Here is an 18495-nt window from a genome sequence, read left to right as displayed (position 1 = left end):
TGTGAGAGGGGTCAAATGCCGAAAACCACCAAAGCCACGCCCGCTACCAATGTCACTCGCCGAGGAATGTTTGCGCTTGCTGGAGCTTCCGCTGCGGTTGCCGCAACGCCAGCGGTCGCGCAGAGTTTCGGCAAAGGCTTCACCCACAGCGTTGCCAGCGGAGAGCCGCACAGCTCAAGCGTTCTGTTGTGGACGCGGTTTGTTGCGGACGGGGAAACCACTCTCAAATGGCAGGTGAGCGAAAGCCAAGACTTCGCCGATCTGGTCAGCGAAGGGGAAGCCGCTGCATCGCCCGGCCGCGATTTTTGCACCAAGGTGATCGCCAAGGGCCTTTCACCAGACCGCTGGTATTTTTACCGCTTCCTTGCGCCATCGGGCACTGTATCGCCGACTGGTCGCACACGAACTTTGCCAGTTGGGCCGACGCTCAATTTCCGCATGGCAGTGTTCTCCTGTGCCAACTTTGGATTTGGTTATTTCAACGCCTATGCTCATGCAGCTGAGGCGAATGAAGTCGATCTCGCGGTCCACCTTGGCGATTACATCTACGAATATGGCGGGGACACTTACCCGGCCGAAAATCAACGCCACCCTGACCGCAGCACGGCGCCGGGCGATGAGATTGTCGCGCTCGCCGATTACCGCCTGCGCTATGCATCATACCGGGCAGACCGCGACCTCCAGCGTCTGCACCAAGTGCTCCCCATGATTGCAGTGTGGGACGATCATGAGAGCGCGAATGATTCGTGGAAAGACGGGGCGCAAAACCACCAGAGTGAAACCGAAGGCGATTGGGAAACACGCAAGGAAATCGCGAAGCGCGTCTACCGCGAGTGGATGCCGGTCTCCGATGAACCTTATGCCGCTTATGATGTTGGCGATTTGGCGACGCTTTTCCGGATCGACACACGGCTTGAAGGGCGCGACCAACAATTTGACCTTGCCGGGATTATTGCTGGCAAAGAGACGCCGGAGGCCATGGTCGAGGCACTCAGGACTTTCCGTGACGGCGAATATGTGAATCCCGAGCGTCAATTGCTTGGTCAGCGCCAAGAAGAATGGTTGGGCAAGGGGCTCAAGAATTCCACCGAGCGCGGAGCCACATGGCAAGTGCTGGTCCAGCAAGTTCTGATTGGCAAATTGTCTTCGCCTAAAGGGATCACGGGCCTGCTTGGCGATAATGTGCCAGAGTTTGCTAGGGCGCGCCTGACCGCCGCCGCTATGGCCGCAGAGGCGGACGTGCCGCTTAATATGGATGCTTGGGACGGCTATCCGGCAGCTCGGAACCGGGTGTTTGATGCCGCGCAAATGGCTAATGCGAACCTTGTGGTGCTGGCTGGCGACACGCACAATGCATGGGCATTTGACCTGGCACATGAAGGCAAAGCGGTGGGTGTGGAGTTCGGCACTTCATCGGTCAGCTCACCGGGTTTCGAAAGCTATCTTTCCGCCCTACCACCCGCCGTGCTTGAGAGCGCTTTGGTAGGAGCGAACGAGCAACTTAAATGGGCTGACACTTCGCAGCGCGGCTATATGGTTGTCGATCTGACGCCTGAGGCTGCGTCGTGTGAGTTTCGTTTTGTTGTAGGGACAAAGAAACGCTCGACCCAGCTTGCCGCAACCAAAAGGCTCAATGTGCAAGCCGGGGCGCGGGTCCTTGATATTTAGTCGCGGCTGAAAATCTCTTCAATCGCGAGGTCGAAAACTTCGGCGATGGAAAAAGCGAGAGGGAGCGAAGGGTCGTAGCGGCCCTTTTCAATGGCGTTGACGCTTTGGCGCGAAACACCCAGGCGCTCGGCTAGGTCGGCTTGGCTCCAATCGCGTTCTGCGCGCAGCACTTTGAGGCGGTTTTTCACCAGAGGCTCCCTCCGCCTGTACCGTGGGTGAAGCGGTTGATTAAATGGCCTGCAATAAGGCCGAGGCACCAGATCGGGACGACAAAGAATACCGGCAGGCGGGGCACGCTGGCGAACAGTTCAATTAGGCCCCAGCCGCCACAGATCCCCAGTGCGATAGCGGTCGCCCACATGGCTTTGCGCACTTCGAGCATGCGCAGAAATTCGTCCTCCATCGTTAGGTAGAGCCGCCCCATATTCCAAATCCAGCCGACCACCATCACCCCGGGGAATGCTGCAAAGATAATCACGGTGAGTGAGGGCTCTGCGTCGTCGGGAATGAACCATGATGCCAGCGCAACCGATGCGACATAGCCGAGCGAGAGAATGAGGTGCGTCCAGATAAAGCGGCGCATGAGGGGGTTCTTGGTCATTAAGAGCACGCCTTTTTGCAGCGGCCGCTTTTCCCAAGGGTCGAGGCGTAAGCCGCGCCAACCACTCCCGTGATCATGGCCCAACTCGCTGCGTCACTGAGCCCGATGAAATTTGAATACAGTGCCGCGGCGATGATGCCCGCAGCCCAAATAAGCGTGCTATGTGTCGTCTTCATTGGTCAAGTGTCCTTTCAACTACGGAAAGCACACTTGTCATTAATTCGATGCTATGTCAAGCATACTTTCCATAATGGCAAAGGTGTTTGCCTTCTACAGCGGTGTTACATTAACTAAAGGGGTGACTTGTTAACGCGGCATGCCTATGTGGCCGTCATGGCTAAGCTGCTGACTACGACCACAACCACTACCACCTCGGATATCCGGGGGCGGTTGCTGTTGGTCTAAGCCAAAGAGCACCGCCACCCGGTTTCAGGGTGGCGCGGTGTCCCCCTTGAAATCGGTTAAACACTCAAACACCGCTCTTCCGGTGCGCGCCTTCATGCATTAAGGCGCGCATCAAACGAGACGAGTATAACGATGACCGAACTGCTTAAGATCAACCTTCCAGATGGCTCCGTGCGCGAAATGGAGCCGGGCTCGACCCCTTATGATGTGGCAGCGGCCATTGGTCCGGGCCTTGCCAAAGCGGCGCTCGCCGCTCGGGTGAATGGCGAAGTGCGCGACATTGGCCGTCCGTTTGACGGTGACAGTGACCTTGCGTTGATCACCTCCAAAGATGAGCAAGACGCTCTGGAATTGGTGCGCCATGATTACGCGCACCTTTTGGCAGAGGCCGTGCAGGCGCTGTGGCCTGGCACTCAGATCACATTCGGTCCAGCGACCGATGATGGGTTTTATTACGACGTTATGGCGCCGTCGTCGCGCGAACCCTATGGCCTTGAAGATTTGCCCGCCATCGAAGAAAAGATGCGAGAGATCATCAAGGCGAACAAGCCATTGGTGCGCGAGGTTTGGTCGCGCGATGATCTCATTGCCAAATGGGAAGCGGACGGCGAAACGTTTAAGGCTGAATGGGCCAAGGAATTGCCTGAAGGCGAGGACTTGACCGTCTATTGGTCGGGTGAGCCGGGTTCCGATGGCGCGTGGCTTGATATGTGCCGCGGGCCTCACTTGGCATCGACCGGCAAACTTGACCCGCAAGCCTTTAAGCTCATGCGCACCGCTGGTGCCTATTGGCGCGGCGATCAAGCCAATGCGCAATTGACGCGCATTTACGGCACCGGCTGGCTCAACAAAAAACAATTGAAGGCGCACCTTCACCGCCTCGAAGAGGCCGGTAAGCGCGATCACCGTAAGCTTGGCCGTGAGCTCGACTTGTTCCATTTCGAAGAGTTCGCCCCGGGAGCCGTCTTCTGGCACCCCAAGGGTTGGACGATGTTCAACAAGCTCATTGAATATATGCGCCGCCGCCAAGAGCGCGCTGGCTATGTCGAGGTAAACACGCCCGATGTGATGGACCGCAGTCTTTGGGAGACGTCGGGCCACTGGTTCAATTATCATGAGCATATGTTCACCACCACTACGGAGGATGAGCGTAACTTTGCGTTGAAGCCGATGAACTGCCCGGGCGGTGTGTCACTTTATGCTCATGGTCTCAAAAGCTACCGCGATCTGCCGCTTCGAATGGCGGAGTTTGGCAAAGTCCACCGCTATGAACCGTCGGGAGCGCTGCATGGCCTGATGCGCGTGCGTCACTTTACTCAGGACGACGCGCATATCTTTTGCACGCCTGAGCAATTGAACGATGAGAACCGCGATGTGGTCGCGCTTGTGCTCGATATCTACAAAGAATTCGGCTTTGAGGATGTGCGGATCAAGCTGTCGACGCGGCCTGAAAACCGTATGGGCTCAGACGAGATTTGGGACACGCTCGAAGCATCGTTGGTCGATACGCTTGATGAGATGGGCCTTGCTTACACCATCAATGAAGGCGAGGGCGCGTTTTACGGACCCAAACTTGAATTCGTCCTGCGCGATGCAATTGGGCGCGATTGGCAGTGCGGTACGCTTCAGGTTGATATGAACCTGCCCGAGGCCTTCGATATTGGCTATATCGGTGAAGATGGCGAAAAGCACCGCCCCGTTATGCTTCACCGCGCGCTGTTTGGCTCGCTTGAGCGTTTTATCGGTATTTTGATCGAGCATTATGCAGGCAAACTTCCGTTATGGATGGCACCAACGCAGGCCCTAATCGCGCCGATTGTTTCGGACGTTGATGGCTATGCCAAGGATGTCGAAGCCAAGCTTCGTAGTGCAGGTTTCCGGGTTGAGAGCGATCTTCGCAATGAGAAGATCAATTATAAGATCCGCGAGCACTCGTTGGCGAAAGTCCCGCATCTTCTGATCGTGGGCAAGCGCGAAGAGGAAGAAGGCACGGTTGCAATCCGCACCTTGGGTGAGAAGGATCAAAAGGTCCTGCCATTGGACGAGGCGATTGCGATGTTAACCAATGCGGCAAGCGCGCCGGATTTGACTGCCTAAGTCTTGGAATTTCTCGCTGGATTCAGCGCGGTGCAAATCGCGGTCGCGGTGGCAGCCACTTTGGGCGCGGCGTTTATTCGCGGGCTGACGGGGTTCGGCTTTGGCATATTGCTGGTACCGATCCTCGCGCTTGCTCTCACCCCGGTTGAAGCCGTTCTGGCAATCAATATTATGGCAGGGCTTTTGGCTCTGACTGAGATCCGGATGATCCTGCGCGAGGCGGAGAAAAGCGCCTTTATTATGGGCGCACTGGTGATGGTTGCGACGGCTCCGGGATTGATGCTTTTGAATGCAACGCCCCAAGATCTGGCGCGGCTGCTGATCGCTCTCATCGCGCTGTCGGCCTTCTTCGCGATTCTGCTTCCTAAGCGAAGCGGGGCCCAGCCGGGGCCAATCACCACGGGCGCAGTGGGCCTATCAGCAGGGGTGCTCACAGGTTTTGCGGCTATGCCCGGGCCGCCAGTCGTGCCCTATTACGTAGGACGCGATATTCCGCGCACGACGGCCAAAGCCTCGATGATCGGCATCTTTGGAATATCGGCGATGGCAGGCGTTGGCTCTGGCACCGTTTTAGGCGTGCTCGAATGGCGTATCGTCGTTCTGGGCCTCGCGCTATTCCCGCTTGTCCTGCTTGGCAATTGGGTGGGAAGCCTTGCGTTTGGCAAGGTCAGCGATCGCGTTTGGCGAGCTTGTGTGGGCATCGTGCTTGGAGCTGCAGCTATCGCGGCTTTGGTAAAGCTGATCTAATCCAGCCAACGCGCAGCAAGCACCGGCCCCGCATTTTCTTCGCGCAGAACTAAGGCGTATCGATCTGCGCCCGCGATATTGAGGGCTTGCGGCCGGACGACATGGCTAGCCTCGCCGCCCTTCCAAAGTGCCAACCTGCGTTCGCCTTTGAGGACATTGGTATAAGCAATCCGGCGGCCTCGGTTCTCTCCGCGTCCAATATCAACTTCGGCCTGGCGCTTCACACCTATAAGGACGAGCTCAGCTGGACGCTGAGTCTCTCCCGCAAGACCAATTCCAAAGCCTTTGGTCACATTGCCGCGCACTCGGATGGCGGCGTCAACATTGGCAGCAGCGCGGGAAACCATACCCCGCACAGCCGACTCGCGCGAGCCCACTTCACCGTGTGCTCCTGCGACCACCGATTGCGGGGTGTAAACGCCGTTATATCCCACAAGCCCCCGTCTTGCATAAGCACGTTGAAGATTGGTGTTGGCTTCGGATGCGAGATTGTCCTTCCAACCAAGATAATCCCAGTACGTAACGGGACGCGAGATCACCACCACGCCTTCCTCTTTGTCGAGCTGCTTCGCCAGGCGATCTGCGGGCGGGCATGAAGAACATCCTTGGCTGGTAAACAGCTCAATCAGGACAGGCTCTGAAGGGGTCTGATAGGTTTGCGCATCGCCCCGTTCTGGCAACAAAGCTGCGGCTGTAACGACGAGCGCTGCGCCTATGATAAAGGTTTGAAGATACCCGCGCATACCGAATTCCCACTTGGTTGATCTCAAGTAGTGGTTCGCACCGAAGTCAGCTTTGGTTACGCCCTAAAGCTCGGCGCGGTTAAAGCGGTAGCGGTTGGCCAGCAAACATGAGCGCGGCCGCACAGCCAAGGACGACAACGCTGCTCAGCGCCTCGGCTTGGCGTGATTTTGCCGCGAAGAATGTGCTGCGGGATATGGCGATTGCTCTGCTCATAGGCCCCGTAATCAGGGCAAAATCCTAACGATGTGTTAAATTGACGCCTTAGGGTGATGGCATTTGCTGGCTGGCGCAGTGAAATCCGCCTCCGCCCGCAAGGACAGCATCGGCTGGCAGGCCTATGGTCGCGCGGCCTGGAAACAGCGCTGCGATGGTTTCTACCCCGGCTGTATCATGCGGTGAGCCGAAGGTTGGCACCACTACTAAATGCGTAGTGATGGCAAAGTTGACATAACTGGCTGGTTCAATCGCTCCTTCGCGCATTATTAGGCCGGGAGACGGGATAGTGACGACGTCGATGCCAGAACTTTCGGCGCGCGTTTTTGCATCGGCATAAATGGCAGCATTGGGGTCATTCTGGCCTGTTGCTTCGGGCACCACAAGACGGCCCTGGCTCACAAATCTCGCGAGATTGTCGACATGGCCATCGGTGTGATCATTGATAAGACCATCGCCGAGCCACAAAATCCGCTCAAAACCCAGCATCTTCGAAAGTTCAGCTTCGATGTCTTCGCGGGACTTTTTTGGATTGCGACTAGGATGAAGAAGGCACTGCGCGGTTGTCACGGCAAGCCCTGAGCCATCGCCGTCCACCGCACCGCCTTCAAGGATCATGGATGATGTCTTCAGTGGCAGACCGGCATCCCGAGCAAGCTCACCCCCGATTTCTTGGTCGCCCTGCATAAGATATTTGCCGCCCCAGCCGTTAAAGCCAAAACGGCATGCGGTGCGGCCCCGGGTGTTGCTCACCACCAACGGTCCTGTATCGCGCAGCCAAATGTCCCCGTAAGTTCGACACTCGAGGGTCACAGTTTCACTCACCATCAAACGGGCGCGCTCTTCATTGGCCGCATCACGCACCAGAAGGCGGACTTCCTGACCGCTATCCGCGACTGCATTGGCGAAGGCAGCGATTTGTTCTTGCGCAGGTTCAAGCCAGCCGGGCCATTCCTCAGCCAAATGCGGAAAGCCAATCCATAGCCAGTCCTGCGGCGCCCATTCTGGCGGCATCAAGCCAGGCTTATCCGGAGCGTTCAAAACTTCGACCTTTCGCAACATTCGATAGGTTTCTCTTACAGATGACCTTGCAGGCAGCAAGCAGCTTGGCCAAGTGTGTGACTATGGCGGATTTCGAAGATCACGATTGGACGGGGGCGTTGGCAAGGGCCCGGACCCATGCGCCATTTCTTGGCCGCGCTCTTGATCGGCAAGAGGAATTGGAAGGGCTTCTTGCAGCAGGTAAGGGTGAGGAGGCTCTTGAATGGTCGCGATCTCGCGGGCTTCACGAGGAGGCTGGTGTTGGTCTTCGCCGGCACCGCCTCGGCCTTGCCACCTCTCTTGCGATTGGCGATTTGGCGGGAGCATTCTCCCTTTCGCGTGTGATGGAAGAACTCAGCGCTTTTGCTGACCGCGCCTTGGATAGGGCGATCCGCACTGCGGTTGCCGATCGCACCGGCGAATGGGCGAGCGACGGAATGATTGCCCTGGCTTTGGGTAAACAGGGATCGAGTGAGCTCAATTACTCCTCCGACATTGACCCCATTCTGCTTTACGATCCTGAGACCTTGCCCCGAAGGGCAAAGGATGACGCTGGCGAGGTGGCCCAGCGCTATGCTCGCAAGATCGTGAAACTTCTCTCCGAAAACACAGCGGAGGGCTACGTTCTTCGTGTCGATCTGCGATTGCGCCCGGCAAGTGAGATCAGCCCGCTTGCCGTGCCCATCGCTTCGGCCATGACACATTATCAAGGGCAAGCTCTCGCGTGGGAACGCGCGGCATTCATTCGATCGAGGGCCGCCGCGGGCGATATTGCGGCGGGAGAAGAGTTCCTCACTGAAATCGCTCCTTTTGTTTGGCGGCAACAACTGGATTTCGGCGCAATCGAGGAAATTCGCGCACTCACGCACCGTATTCGGGAAGAATATGATGGACCGCCAAACCCTGGGCCTGGCTATGATGTGAAGCGCGGGCGCGGCGGCATCCGAGAAGTCGAGTTTTTCGCGCAAACGCATCAACTCATACATGGCGGCCGAGACCCTTCCTTACGGGTGCGTGGTACCCGAGATGCGCTTAACGCTCTGGCAGAAGCAGGTCGGATTGAGGCAGTTCACGCACAAGTTCTTGGCCAAGGATACGACCGCCTGCGCGTAATCGAACACCGTCTCCAGATGGTTGAAGACCAACAAACACACAGCCTGCCGGACGGCGAAAAACTGGACCGTGTGGCAATGCTTGATGGGTTGGAAAGCGGTGCGGCGCTCGTTGAAGAGCTAACCCAGCTGACTGCGCAAACAGGGGCAATTTATGATGAGCTCATCGGACAGGAGGCCCCCACACCTCCCCCTACTCCCGAGCCAGAAACCCGCGCCAGGGATTTAGTGCGCCTAGGTTTTCACGATGCCGATGCGCTTGCTCAACGGATTGAGGGTTGGCGTGATGGGCGATATGCCTCGATCCGCACACCGCAAGCCTTGGAAGCCTTTGATCGACTGCTCCCATTACTGCTTGAGGCGATTGCTCAAAGTGATGATCCCGAACGAGCGATGACCCGGTTCCAAGGCATTATCGAGCGCACACAAAGTGCGATTACTCTTTTCCGTTTGCTTTCCGCGGAACCCGAATTGCTTGATCGATTGGTGGCCGCGTTGACGCTCTCGCCTGTGCTTGCTGGCACTCTTGCCCGAAGGCCTGAAACGCTCGATGTGCTGCTTGAGCGCGTACCGATTGATTTCAGCGATACCTATGCTCGCACGCTTGAACACATGCGCCAAGGTGCGGAACGCGATGATTATGAGGCCAAGCTCGATCAAATTCGGCAAGTTATCAGCGAGGCCCGCTTTACACTTGGGATCAGCTTGCTCGAGGCAGAGCATAAACCCTCGCGCATCGCAGCAGCTTTGTCTGAAATCGCAGAAGCAGCGATCACTGCGGCGCTTGAGGCCGCGCATGAAGAGTTTGCGCGGACGCATGGGCATATCGCCAATAGCGAATTGATCGTCATTGGCCTTGGCAGGCTTGGTGGAGGTGCGCTGTCGCCTGCCTCTGATCTCGATATGATTTACCTGTTCTCTGGCGAGTTCGCCGCTGAATCGGATGGGGACCGTCCCCTTGGCGCGACGCTTTATTTCAACCGCCTAGCAAGCCGGGTGAGCGCTGCGCTCAGCGTGCCGACGGCGCAAGGGGCGCTGTATGACGTGGACACAAGGCTTCGTCCGCAAGGCAAGCAAGGGCCGCTTGCCGTGTCGGTCGAGGCTTTTGCAAAATACCAGAGCGAAAGCGCTTGGACCTGGGAGCATATGGCATTGAACCGCGCGCGGGTGCTAGCGGGCTCTCCGCAGGCGCGGGCGCAGGTGGACCAAGTGGTCGCCAGCACTCAGTGTCAGAAACGCGATCCGCAAAAGCTCAAATCAGACGTTCTCCAAATGCGCAGCGATATCGCGGCGCACAAACACTCCAAGGGGGTTCTAGATGTAAAGCTACAGCGCGGCGGATTGGTGGATGTCGAGTTTCTCGTCCATTTCCTCCAACTGCGCCACGCGGCGGAATATGCGGATAAACATGCAGCCATGCTGGCTCCTGATTTCGCTACCGCCATTCCTGCACTAATCGAACTGGATCTACTCGAGCGGGAGCTTTGGCTGTCTTACGATCTTATGACGGATGTGCTCGTTGCGGGACGGCTTCTGGCTCCAGAAGGAAAAGAACCTCCACCTGCAGCTGCGAAGGCTCTTGCCAAGGCGTGTGGACACACTAGCTACGCTGAGCTTCTTGCCGATGTAGCCAATGCGCGCCAGTGCGTTGCGAGGTGTTGGGCGCAGAATTTTGAAGAGAATTTGGAGATTTGAACGATGACCGATTTTCCCGCAACTGGTGACGCGCTCCCTGACATTGCCTTGGGGACACCCGATGGCGGGACAGTGAAACCCTCTGATTTCACCGGCAAGAAATTGGTGCTGTTCTTCTATCCCAAAGACAACACACCAGGGTGCACGACTGAGGCGAAGGATTTCACTGCACTCAAAGGCGCATTTGATGCCGCTGGTGTGGAGTTGCTCGGTATTTCCAAAGACAGTGAAAAAAAGCATCAGAATTTTATCGCCAAGCACGAGCTAACAACACCGCTTGCGACAGATGCGGAAGAAGGTGGTCTTTCTGATGCTTTGGGCATTTGGACCGAAAAGAAGATGTACGGTAAAACTTATATGGGCATGGTCCGCACGACCTATCTGGTCGGGGGCGATGGTAAAATTGTAAAAGTTTGGAACAAGGTGAAGGTCAAGGGCCACGCTGAGGAAGTCCTTACTGCGGCGAAGGCTCTTTAGGCCGCTTATGCAATCTGTTTCATCTGCCATTCGTGCAGCCCTTTTGACAGGGGACCCGCGCGCCAAGTGTTTTGCTGCGCGCGATGTCGCGCGGCGTTGGCGTAAAGGCGAGCTTGCCTTTACCTTCGACGAAACGATGCCTGAAGAACCAGCGTGGCCAGATCGCCCCAAGCTTCTTGCGCCCAATAAAATGCCTAAACGCGGCAAGTTTGGGTCAGAGCGCGGCCGGATCGCCTTGTGGCATAGCCTTGCTCATATTGAATTCGTCGCGATTGATCTGGCGCTTGATATGGCGGGCCGCTTTGGCGGGGAGATGGGGGAAGAGTTCGTCTCCGACTTTCTCTATGTCGCCGCCGATGAAGCCATGCACTTTGCCTTGCTGGCACGAAAGCTGGAAAGCATGGGCAGCCATTATGGCGCTCTGCCGGCTCATGGGGGGCTTTGGGAAGCGGCCCATGATACGCGCCACGATGTAGCGGCAAGGTTGGCGGTGGTTCCGATGGTCTTGGAAGCGCGCGGGTTGGATGTAACCCCGGCCACTCTAGAGCGGGTCCGAACTGCTGGCGATGAACATGGTGCACGTATCTTAGCGCGCATTCTTGACGATGAAATTCGGCATGTCGGTTTTGGGACCAAGCACTTTTTGAAAGTGGTCGCAGATTGCGATGAAGAGCCCGAATCCGCCTGGAAATCCCTCGTTCGCAAGTATTTCAGAGGGCCTGTTAAGCCACCGTTCAACGACTCAGCCCGTCTTGCTGCCGGTTTGTCGCGGGGTTTCTACGAAGACATTGCGGTTTAACGAATCACGCCGATAACTGTTTGTTACAAGTTTCGGGTCAAGGAGATGATTCTGAAACATTAACCACACTTACTGAGGTTTTCCGCCTCTTTCAGAACAAAACAATGGTGTGGTTGAAAAATGTGAGTGGCGTTAAACGCGTCGGATAGGACCGGGTCAGTATGAGCACGCTTTGGCGTCCCATTTCAAAAGCAGCCGCCGCATTATGCGCCGCTGCAATGCTCTTTGTGAGCCCCGCCGCTCATGCAAATTCCTCCGCGAACACAGCTGCTGATATCACCGCGCCGGTTCGTGAAGCTCAGGCAGACACGCTCGCCAATGGCGACGAACGTTTCCGTGAATTGTTTGCGAGTTGGACTGCGCTCGACAGTGTAAAATCTCCTCAAGAAAACGAACCAATCTCTGTTTTTGAGCGTCCTACAGTTTCTGTTCCCTCACTAACCCCAGTGAACGGCGCGCGCATGACCAGCAAATTTGGCCTACGCAATCACCCAGTTCGTGGCGGACGCCGCATGCACAAAGGTGTTGATCTCGCGGCGCCAACGGGCACACCTGTTTATGCTGCTGCTGATGGTATCGTGGGTTTGGCGCGTTGGGGACGTGGTTACGGCCTTTATATCAAAATCGACCACGGCGCGGATCTTGAAACCCGCTATGCTCATTTGTCACGTCTTGCCGTTTCTGCTGGCGAGCCCGTGGAAAAGGGCGAAGTGATTGGTTACGTCGGTTCGACTGGTTGGTCGACTGGCCCGCACCTTCACTACGAGGTGCGCGTTGATGGGGTTGCAGTAGACCCAATTCACTATATGGTGGCCGAAAGAGAGCCAGCCAGGCTTGCCGAAACCCAGCAGACCGAAACTGATCGGACATTGCTTGAAGGACGGCGCCGGGTTGGAGCTGGCGGCGAGTAATCCTCGCAATTTGAGTTTAACCCCGTTTGCGCGGGCAAGAGCTACCCGCCAATGAGCGGGTCGGACATTGGAGAGGGTGTCCGAGATTGGGCGGCGGGTTATCCCGTCGCCTATTTTTTTGCTCAACTCACACACACTCCACGAATTGACTTGAGCAGCGGGAAACCCGCGTTAGGTTGCTCCTAGAGACTGTTTGCGCCTGCCCAGTTGGGGATGTGCGACTGTAATGGAGAGAGATATGAGTTTGCACCCGATCGCCCATGCGGCCTCGCGCCCCGATCACCCGGCTGTCATTATGGCTGGGAGCGGTAAGCAGATGACTTTCAAGCAAATGGACGAGGCTGCAAACCGTTTCGTGCACCTTTTGCGGGATCGGGGTTTCGGAGAAGCGGATGCGTTTGGCGTTCTGCTTGAAAACCGGATGGAGTATTTCACGCTGATCTGGGGTTCGCAGCGTTGCGGTGCGATGCTGGTACCAGTCTCCACTCGTCTGACCGCGCCTGAAATCTCCTATATCTTGCGCGATGCCGAGGCGAAGTTGCTCATCACTTCGCCGGCTTATGCTGATGTTGTTGAGGGTATTCGAGCCGAATTGCCGGATCTTGAGATTCTGGTTGCTGATAGCGGAGGCGATGATGATTTTGCCGCCGCGCTTGCCGCGCAATCGGCTGGCCCGGTCGCGAACCCCACACCGGGGCGAGTGATGCTCTATTCCTCGGGCACAACAGGCCGCCCAAAAGGCGTGCGACCCCCGCCGCCGCCAGAGCCTGACATTCAAGCACCCATTCCGTTGATGGGACTTGCGACTATGGGTGCAGGGATGCCAGCGGATGGTTCAATGGTCTATCTCTGTCCGGCCCCGCTGTACCATGCGGCTCCGATTGGCTGGGCGTCTACGGCGCAACGTTTGGGCGGCACTATTGTCGTGATGGAAAAGTTCGATCCCGAAGACGCACTGGCCGCGATTGAGAAATACAAAGTGACAGATAGCCAATGGGTCCCCACCCATTTTGTTCGCTTTCTGAAACTCGATCCTGAGGCGCGCTCTGGCTATGACTTGTCCAGCCACAAGCGCGCTTTACACGCGGCCGCCCCTTGCCCGGTCCCGATCAAGCACGAAATGATCGATTGGTGGGGCCCCATCATCAACGAATATTACGCGGGGTCCGAAGGCATTGGAATGACGCTTGTTAAGTCGCAAGCATGGCTGGAGCATCCGGGCACTGTCGGCACAGCGATCCATGGCAAGCTTCACATCTGCGGCCCTGATGGTGAAGAGGTGCCCGCAAACACCGATGGCCTGATTTATTTCGAGAACGACATCCTGCCTACTTATCACAAAGACCCAGATAAGACGAAAGAGGCGATGCACCCTAAGGGCTGGATGACCCTTGGTGATATCGGGCATGTGAATGATGCAGGCTACCTCTTCCTTACCGATCGTAAGAGCCACATGATTATCTCAGGCGGGGTGAACATATATCCTCAGGAAATCGAGAACCTGCTGGTCACCCATGACAAAATCATGGACGCAGCCGTCATTGGCGCACCGTGCCCCGAGCTGGGCGAGAAAGTGATCGCAGTGGTGCAGCCTATGACGATGGATGATGCTGGCGATGGTTTGGAGGCCGAGCTTCGCGATTTCCTTGCGCCCAATCTGGCCCGCATCAAAATGCCCAAACAGTTCGATTTCCGTCCAGAGCTTCCGCGTGAGGCCAATGGCAAGCTCTACAAGCGCGAGCTGCGTGATGAGTATGCGGCGAAAGCGGAAGGGTAAGCCATGAACCAGCCAGCCGTCTTGCCAGAGGCCATCGCCCGCCAAGTCATCGCGCCTGAAAGCTATGCCGAATGGAACAGCCTGCTAGGCACATTCGCCCGCCTTCGCGAAGAGATGCCTGTCGCCAAGGTTGTCGCAGAAAATGACAAGTTTGAACCATTCTGGCTGATCACGCGATACGAAGACGCGATGCGGATTTCGAAGGACAATGAGGTCTTCCTCAACAATCCAAAGCCCGTAGTGTTCTCAACGCGGGAGGCGACGGCGTTCTCGCAGGCTGTGACGGGATCAAACATGCTAGTCGATAGCCTTGTGGTTTTCGATGCGCCGGTTCACCCCAAATATCGCAAGCTCACCATGGATTGGTTCATGCCGCGCAATCTGACCAAGATCGAGGCGGAGATCCGCGATCTGGCGCATCGCACCGTGGATAGGATGGTTGAAGCAGGTCCCGAAGTCGATTTCGTGAAAGAGGTGTCGGGACCTTATCCTTTGCATGTTGTGATGCAGATCCTTGGCGTGCCTGAGGAAGACGAACCCCGCATGATGATGTTGACCCAGCAGATGTTCGGCGGCCAAGATGCCGATCTTTCAGGCAGCGGCATGGACAATATGACGCCTGAACAAGTGCTCCAGCTGGTCTCTGTCGCGGTCAAGAGCTTTGAAGACTACTTCGCGGCTTTGGCTGAGGAGCGCCGTGCAAACCCCACCGATGATGTCGCTAGCGTTATCGCCAATGCGCTGGTCGATGGGAAGCCGCTGCCGCCGCGCGATCTGGCGGGCTATTACATCATTGTCGCCACTGCCGGGCACGACACCACCAGCGCCTCGACTGCGGGGGCGATGATGGCGCTTGCAAATGATCCAGAGCAGTTTGCGCGGGTCAAAGCGGACCGCTCGCTCCTTCCCGGCATTGTCGAAGAGGCGATCCGTTGGACCAGCCCTGTGCAACACTTCATGCGCACGGCCGCAGAAGATGTTGAGATAGGCGGGCAACAGATTAAGGCGGGCGATTGGATGATGATCAACTATGTTGCGGCCAATCATGACCCCGCGCAGTTCGAGAACCCTAGCAAATTCGATGCTGCCCGCACGCCCAATCGCCACCTCGCCTTTGGCGCAGGGGCGCACCAATGTTTGGGCCTCCATCTGGCGCGGCTTGAGATGCGCATATTGTTCGAGGCGTTGCTTGATCGGATCGAGAGCATTGAGCCAGCGGGCGAGGCTAAGCGTTCGAACTCCACCTTTGTTGGCGGACTAAAGACGCTGCCCTTGCGCATCACGCCGGCCTGAGTGGGCGCTGCCTGAAAGGGTTAGTTGATAAAATACAGCCGAGCGGGAGTATTGAAGAAGCTCTCCAACATCAGGTGTTTCAGGCATCTGTGGGAAATTTCAGCGACCTATCGCGTAATCAAAGTTCTTATGTGGGGATGTATGTGCAACAATTCAATATATGAAGCGCAATATCTTTTCGGAGCGTGAATTATTGAAACAACAGATCCGATTTTACTGTTCTTTACAGGCAACATCTGTTAAGACAGCATTCATGGGATGCAATTGGAAGCGCGCCGCTTTTTGTGAAGTCGGAGGCGTTTTTACGGGCAATATGTCATTTGACTGCGAATTCGTAAAAACCGCCTCCCTTTATGAAAGGAGGTGAATGTATGACCCTATTAGAAGCCCATAACCTGCCTTTTGCGGGGGCTGCGATACTTCTGGTGTTTATCGCTCTTGCTCAAGTCATTGGCATGGGCGATATTTTTGAAGGTGCGGATGCCGATATCGACCTAGATGTCGATTATGAGCTTGCCGATCCGACAGCGGCCAGCGGTTTTGGCGCTGCGCTCTTAAGTGTCTTTGGCATTGGCCGAGTGCCATTTCTAATCTGGCTTTCGGTGCTCCTATTCGCCTTTACGGTGATCGGGTGGTTTGGCCAGCAAACGCTTGTCAGCGCTGTGGGGGCACCGCTTCCAGCATGGCTTGCCGCCATCGCAGCAGGAGCCGCAGCGCTTCCGGTGACGGGCATGCTAACACGGCCCCTTGCTCGGCTTTTGCCGCAGGATGAAACCAGCGCGGTGGGGCTCGATAGCCTTGTGCGCCGCGATGCCGAAATCCAGATGGGGAGCGCAACCGCAGGTTCACCTGCGCGCTCAAAAGTGATCGACCGGCATGGCCACCCACATTTCGTGATGGTCGAGCCAAACGATCCAGAGGCGACGCTTGAACAAGGCGAAACCGTCATGCTGGTTCGACGCGAAGGAGAGACATTCTTCGGCGTCCAGTATGAAAACCCAATGCTGTCTCTTTGAGGTCATCTCAATCAGCCAGTGGACTCTGAGATTGCTCCGAGTCACAACATATCAAAACGCGCAAACGCTCAGCTCCCCGAAAAGCTGAGGCGCGCGCATCACACAGCAGGAGGGAAATATCGAAAACCTGATCGATCTAGCTATCATTGTCGGCTTGGGCTTTGTGCTCTTAGTAATCATCGTTGTTGCACTGACCTCGCTCTATCGCAGAGCCTCGAAAGAGATCGCGTTTGTGCGAACCGGTGTTGGAGGTGAGAAAGTCGTGATGAACGGAGGCGCATTGGTGCTGCCTGTCCTTCACGAGACTATGCCGGTTAATATGAACACTCTGGTGCTGCCAGTTGTGCGCAATAATGCCGAAGCTCTGATCACACTCGACCGTTTGCGAATCGACGTGAAAGCGGAATTTTACGTCCGCGTGCGCCCCGATGCAGGTGCGATTGGCATGGCAGCGCAGACCCTTGGTCAGCGCACGATGCAACCGGAAATGCTCAAAGATCTCGTCGAAGGTAAGTTCGTCGATGCGCTGCGCTCCGTGGCAGCTGGCATGAGCATGAACGAATTGCACGAACAACGCGCAGACTTTGTGCAAAAAGTGCAGCAAGTGTCCTCCAACGACCTTGCGATGAACGGGCTCGAACTGGAATCGGTCTCGCTCACCGGGCTCGACCAGACCAGCATTGAGCATTTCAACGCCAACAACGCCTTTGACGCCGAAGGTCTCACAAAGCTCACCGAACAGATCGAAGCGCGCAAAAAACTGCGCAACGATATTGAGCAAGACACGCGCGTCCAGATGGAGACGAAGAATCTTGAGGCGGATACCAAATCTTTCGAGATTGGACGCGATCAGGAATACGCACGGCTTTCTCAAGAGCGCGAAGTTGAAGTGCGCCGTGCGGCCCAGATGGCGGAAATTGCCCGCGAGCAGGCTGAGCGGCAGCGCGAAGCGGACGCGGCCAAGATTGAGGCGAAGAAGCAGGTCGACGCGCAGCAGATCGAGGCAGATCGCTTGGTTGAAGAGGCCCGGATTGATCAGACGAGGGCGCTCGAAATTGCTCGCCAAGAGCAGCAGATCGAGGTGCAGAACAAGTCCCGCGAGGAAAGCCAGGCGAAGGCCGAGGCGGATAATGCTCGCGCGCTTGCTGTGGCCGCTGAAGAGCAAGTCACAACCAGCCGCGAAAGCGAGGTTGCCGAACGTCAGAAGAAGATCGAGCTGATCGAAGCGGCCAAGGTTGCTGAACGCGATGCGATTGCGATTAAGGTTGAGGCAGAAGCGGAAAAAGACGCAGCCACCAACCGCGCTGAGGCGTCACGGCTTGAGGCAAAGGGTGAGGCGGATGCCGAAATCCTTCGCGCCGAAGCGGACCGTGTGCGCTTTGAGGTTGAGGCCGCTGGTCAACAAGCGGTCAACGAGGCGGCAAACATCCTTTCGATGGATCAGATCAGCCTTCAGACAAAATTGGCTCTGCTCAAAGTCCTCCCAGAGGTCATCAAAGAGAGCGCCAAGCCGTTGGAGGCAATCGACTCGATCAAGATCGTTCAGGTCGATGGGCTTACCCAAAATGGCGGCGGTTCAACGGGTGCCCCTGCAGCAGGCGGTGCCGGCGGTGGCTCGGGAAACTTGGCAAGTGACGCGGTCTCCGCAGCTCTTGCCTACCGCGCACAGGCCCCTGTGCTTGACGGGCTGATGAAAGAGCTTGGCCTTGATGGGTCTTCGCTCGGCAGCCTTGCAGCCGGAGCGGCGGATGAGATTGCTCCTGCCAATGACGCATCCTTGGCTGAGATCATGAGCGATGTCGCCGAGCAGGTGCAAGAGGCTGAAGAAAAGCTAGGCAATGACAGCCACGGTGAAGCGGCTGAGTAAGCCGTAGATTCATCATATTTCAACGCCTCCCA

At 56.6% G+C, this 18495-nt stretch carries 17 protein-coding genes; 11 read left to right on the top strand and 6 right to left on the bottom strand.

Annotated elements, in window-relative coordinates:
• Window positions 1-15 precede the first annotated feature (15 nt).
• Complete coding sequence (locus tag ABJ205_RS08495; protein WP_348510045.1) at window positions 16-1668, top strand: alkaline phosphatase D family protein; 1653 nt, start codon at window positions 16-18, stop codon at window positions 1666-1668.
• On the opposite strand, the gene ABJ205_RS08490 is transcribed toward ABJ205_RS08495, so the two are convergent.
• The 3 genes from ABJ205_RS08490 to ABJ205_RS08480 are packed head-to-tail and all read right to left on the bottom strand — an operon-like array spanning window position 1665 to window position 2445.
• Window positions 1665-1856, bottom strand: a complete 192-nt coding sequence (locus ABJ205_RS08490) for a helix-turn-helix transcriptional regulator (protein ID WP_348159994.1) — start codon at window positions 1854-1856, stop codon at window positions 1665-1667. The two genes, ABJ205_RS08495 and ABJ205_RS08490, sit on opposite strands and share 4 nt — an antisense overlap.
• Complete coding sequence (locus ABJ205_RS08485) at window positions 1853-2269, bottom strand: hypothetical protein (RefSeq protein WP_348159992.1); 417 nt, start codon at window positions 2267-2269, stop codon at window positions 1853-1855. Before ABJ205_RS08485 ends, ABJ205_RS08490 begins: the two co-directional genes overlap by 4 nt.
• Window positions 2269-2445 (bottom strand): hypothetical protein, encoded by a 177-nt coding sequence (locus ABJ205_RS08480; RefSeq protein ID WP_348159991.1) that lies wholly within the window; start codon window positions 2443-2445, stop codon window positions 2269-2271. Before ABJ205_RS08480 ends, ABJ205_RS08485 begins: the two co-directional genes overlap by 1 nt.
• A 361-nt stretch (window positions 2446-2806) precedes the next feature.
• Here ABJ205_RS08480 and thrS point away from each other — a divergent pair, with 361 nt between their 5' ends.
• Both thrS and ABJ205_RS08470 read left to right on the top strand, forming a co-directional pair.
• Window positions 2807-4771 (top strand): threonine--tRNA ligase, encoded by a 1965-nt coding sequence (gene thrS / locus ABJ205_RS08475; protein ID WP_348159989.1) that lies wholly within the window; start codon window positions 2807-2809, stop codon window positions 4769-4771.
• Between the two features lie 30 nt (window positions 4772-4801).
• Window positions 4802-5518: a sulfite exporter TauE/SafE family protein gene (locus ABJ205_RS08470; RefSeq protein ID WP_348159987.1), complete on the top strand. Its 717-nt coding sequence runs from the start codon at window positions 4802-4804 to the stop codon at window positions 5516-5518.
• Here ABJ205_RS08470 and ABJ205_RS08465 read toward each other — a convergent pair.
• From ABJ205_RS08465 to ABJ205_RS08455, 3 genes are all read right to left on the bottom strand, one after another.
• Window positions 5515-6261 carry a DUF1223 domain-containing protein gene (locus ABJ205_RS08465; RefSeq protein WP_348159985.1) on the bottom strand — a complete coding sequence of 249 codons (747 nt, stop codon included), beginning with the start codon at window positions 6259-6261 and terminating at the stop codon, window positions 5515-5517. The two genes, ABJ205_RS08470 and ABJ205_RS08465, sit on opposite strands and share 4 nt — an antisense overlap.
• A 79-nt stretch (window positions 6262-6340) precedes the next feature.
• The gene (locus ABJ205_RS08460) at window positions 6341-6475 is read right to left on the bottom strand and encodes a hypothetical protein (protein ID WP_348311908.1); all 135 of its coding nucleotides are present in this window, start codon (window positions 6473-6475) and stop codon (window positions 6341-6343) included.
• Window positions 6476-6523: 48 nt separating this feature from the next.
• Window positions 6524-7537, bottom strand: coding sequence for an agmatine deiminase family protein (locus ABJ205_RS08455; RefSeq protein ID WP_348159983.1), 1014 nt, complete (start codon window positions 7535-7537; stop codon window positions 6524-6526).
• Between the two features lie 20 nt (window positions 7538-7557).
• Here ABJ205_RS08455 and glnE point away from each other — a divergent pair, with 20 nt between their 5' ends.
• The 8 genes from glnE (at window position 7558) to ABJ205_RS08415 (ending at window position 18463) form a co-directional block, all read left to right on the top strand.
• On the top strand, window positions 7558-10323 hold the full coding sequence (gene glnE / locus ABJ205_RS08450) for a bifunctional [glutamate--ammonia ligase]-adenylyl-L-tyrosine phosphorylase/[glutamate--ammonia-ligase] adenylyltransferase (RefSeq protein WP_348159981.1): 2766 nt from the start codon (window positions 7558-7560) through the stop codon (window positions 10321-10323).
• Window positions 10324-10326: 3 nt separating this feature from the next.
• Window positions 10327-10800: a peroxiredoxin gene (locus ABJ205_RS08445; RefSeq protein ID WP_348159979.1), complete on the top strand. Its 474-nt coding sequence runs from the start codon at window positions 10327-10329 to the stop codon at window positions 10798-10800.
• A gap of 7 nt (window positions 10801-10807) precedes the next feature.
• Window positions 10808-11599 (top strand): ferritin-like domain-containing protein, encoded by a 792-nt coding sequence (locus ABJ205_RS08440; RefSeq protein WP_348159977.1) that lies wholly within the window; start codon window positions 10808-10810, stop codon window positions 11597-11599.
• A 161-nt stretch (window positions 11600-11760) separates the two neighbouring features.
• A complete protein-coding gene (locus tag ABJ205_RS08435; RefSeq protein ID WP_348159976.1) occupies window positions 11761-12510 on the top strand; it encodes a M23 family metallopeptidase in 750 nt (249 codons plus the stop codon).
• 238 nt (window positions 12511-12748) lie between these two features.
• On the top strand, window positions 12749-14287 hold the full coding sequence (locus ABJ205_RS08430; protein ID WP_348159974.1) for an acyl-CoA synthetase: 1539 nt from the start codon (window positions 12749-12751) through the stop codon (window positions 14285-14287).
• Window positions 14288-14290: 3 nt separating this feature from the next.
• Complete coding sequence (locus ABJ205_RS08425; protein ID WP_348159972.1) at window positions 14291-15580, top strand: cytochrome P450; 1290 nt, start codon at window positions 14291-14293, stop codon at window positions 15578-15580.
• Between the two features lie 371 nt (window positions 15581-15951).
• Window positions 15952-16596, top strand: coding sequence for an OB-fold-containig protein (locus tag ABJ205_RS08420; RefSeq protein WP_348159971.1), 645 nt, complete (start codon window positions 15952-15954; stop codon window positions 16594-16596).
• A 118-nt stretch (window positions 16597-16714) separates the two neighbouring features.
• Window positions 16715-18463, top strand: coding sequence for a flotillin domain-containing protein (locus tag ABJ205_RS08415; RefSeq protein WP_348160009.1), 1749 nt, complete (start codon window positions 16715-16717; stop codon window positions 18461-18463).
• The last annotated feature ends 32 nt before the right edge of the window (window positions 18464-18495 follow it).

This window comes from Erythrobacter sp. (assembly GCF_039988855.1).
In the GTDB taxonomy this organism is placed as follows: Bacteria; Pseudomonadota; Alphaproteobacteria; order Sphingomonadales; family Sphingomonadaceae; genus Erythrobacter.
The sequence above is the reverse complement of the archived record's forward strand: the minus strand, read 5'-3'. Positions and strand labels throughout refer to the sequence as shown.

Coding starts and splice junctions, on each gene's coding strand:
- ABJ205_RS08455 (WP_348159983.1), bottom strand. CDS start 7,537: ATGTTGCGAAAGGTCGAAGTTTTGAACGCTCCGGATAAGCCTGGCTTG.
- ABJ205_RS08465 (WP_348159985.1), bottom strand. CDS start 6,261: ATGCGCGGGTATCTTCAAACCTTTATCATAGGCGCAGCGCTCGTCGTT.
- ABJ205_RS08485 (WP_348159992.1), bottom strand. CDS start 2,269: ATGACCAAGAACCCCCTCATGCGCCGCTTTATCTGGACGCACCTCATT.
- ABJ205_RS08495 (WP_348510045.1), top strand. CDS start 16: ATGCCGAAAACCACCAAAGCCACGCCCGCTACCAATGTCACTCGCCGA.
- ABJ205_RS08480 (WP_348159991.1), bottom strand. CDS start 2,445: ATGAAGACGACACATAGCACGCTTATTTGGGCTGCGGGCATCATCGCC.
- ABJ205_RS08420 (WP_348159971.1), top strand. CDS start 15,952: ATGACCCTATTAGAAGCCCATAACCTGCCTTTTGCGGGGGCTGCGATA.
- ABJ205_RS08440 (WP_348159977.1), top strand. CDS start 10,808: ATGCAATCTGTTTCATCTGCCATTCGTGCAGCCCTTTTGACAGGGGAC.
- ABJ205_RS08425 (WP_348159972.1), top strand. CDS start 14,291: ATGAACCAGCCAGCCGTCTTGCCAGAGGCCATCGCCCGCCAAGTCATC.
- thrS (WP_348159989.1), top strand. CDS start 2,807: ATGACCGAACTGCTTAAGATCAACCTTCCAGATGGCTCCGTGCGCGAA.
- ABJ205_RS08460 (WP_348311908.1), bottom strand. CDS start 6,475: ATGAGCAGAGCAATCGCCATATCCCGCAGCACATTCTTCGCGGCAAAA.
- ABJ205_RS08430 (WP_348159974.1), top strand. CDS start 12,749: ATGAGTTTGCACCCGATCGCCCATGCGGCCTCGCGCCCCGATCACCCG.
- ABJ205_RS08445 (WP_348159979.1), top strand. CDS start 10,327: ATGACCGATTTTCCCGCAACTGGTGACGCGCTCCCTGACATTGCCTTG.
- glnE (WP_348159981.1), top strand. CDS start 7,558: ATGACCTTGCAGGCAGCAAGCAGCTTGGCCAAGTGTGTGACTATGGCG.
- ABJ205_RS08435 (WP_348159976.1), top strand. CDS start 11,761: ATGAGCACGCTTTGGCGTCCCATTTCAAAAGCAGCCGCCGCATTATGC.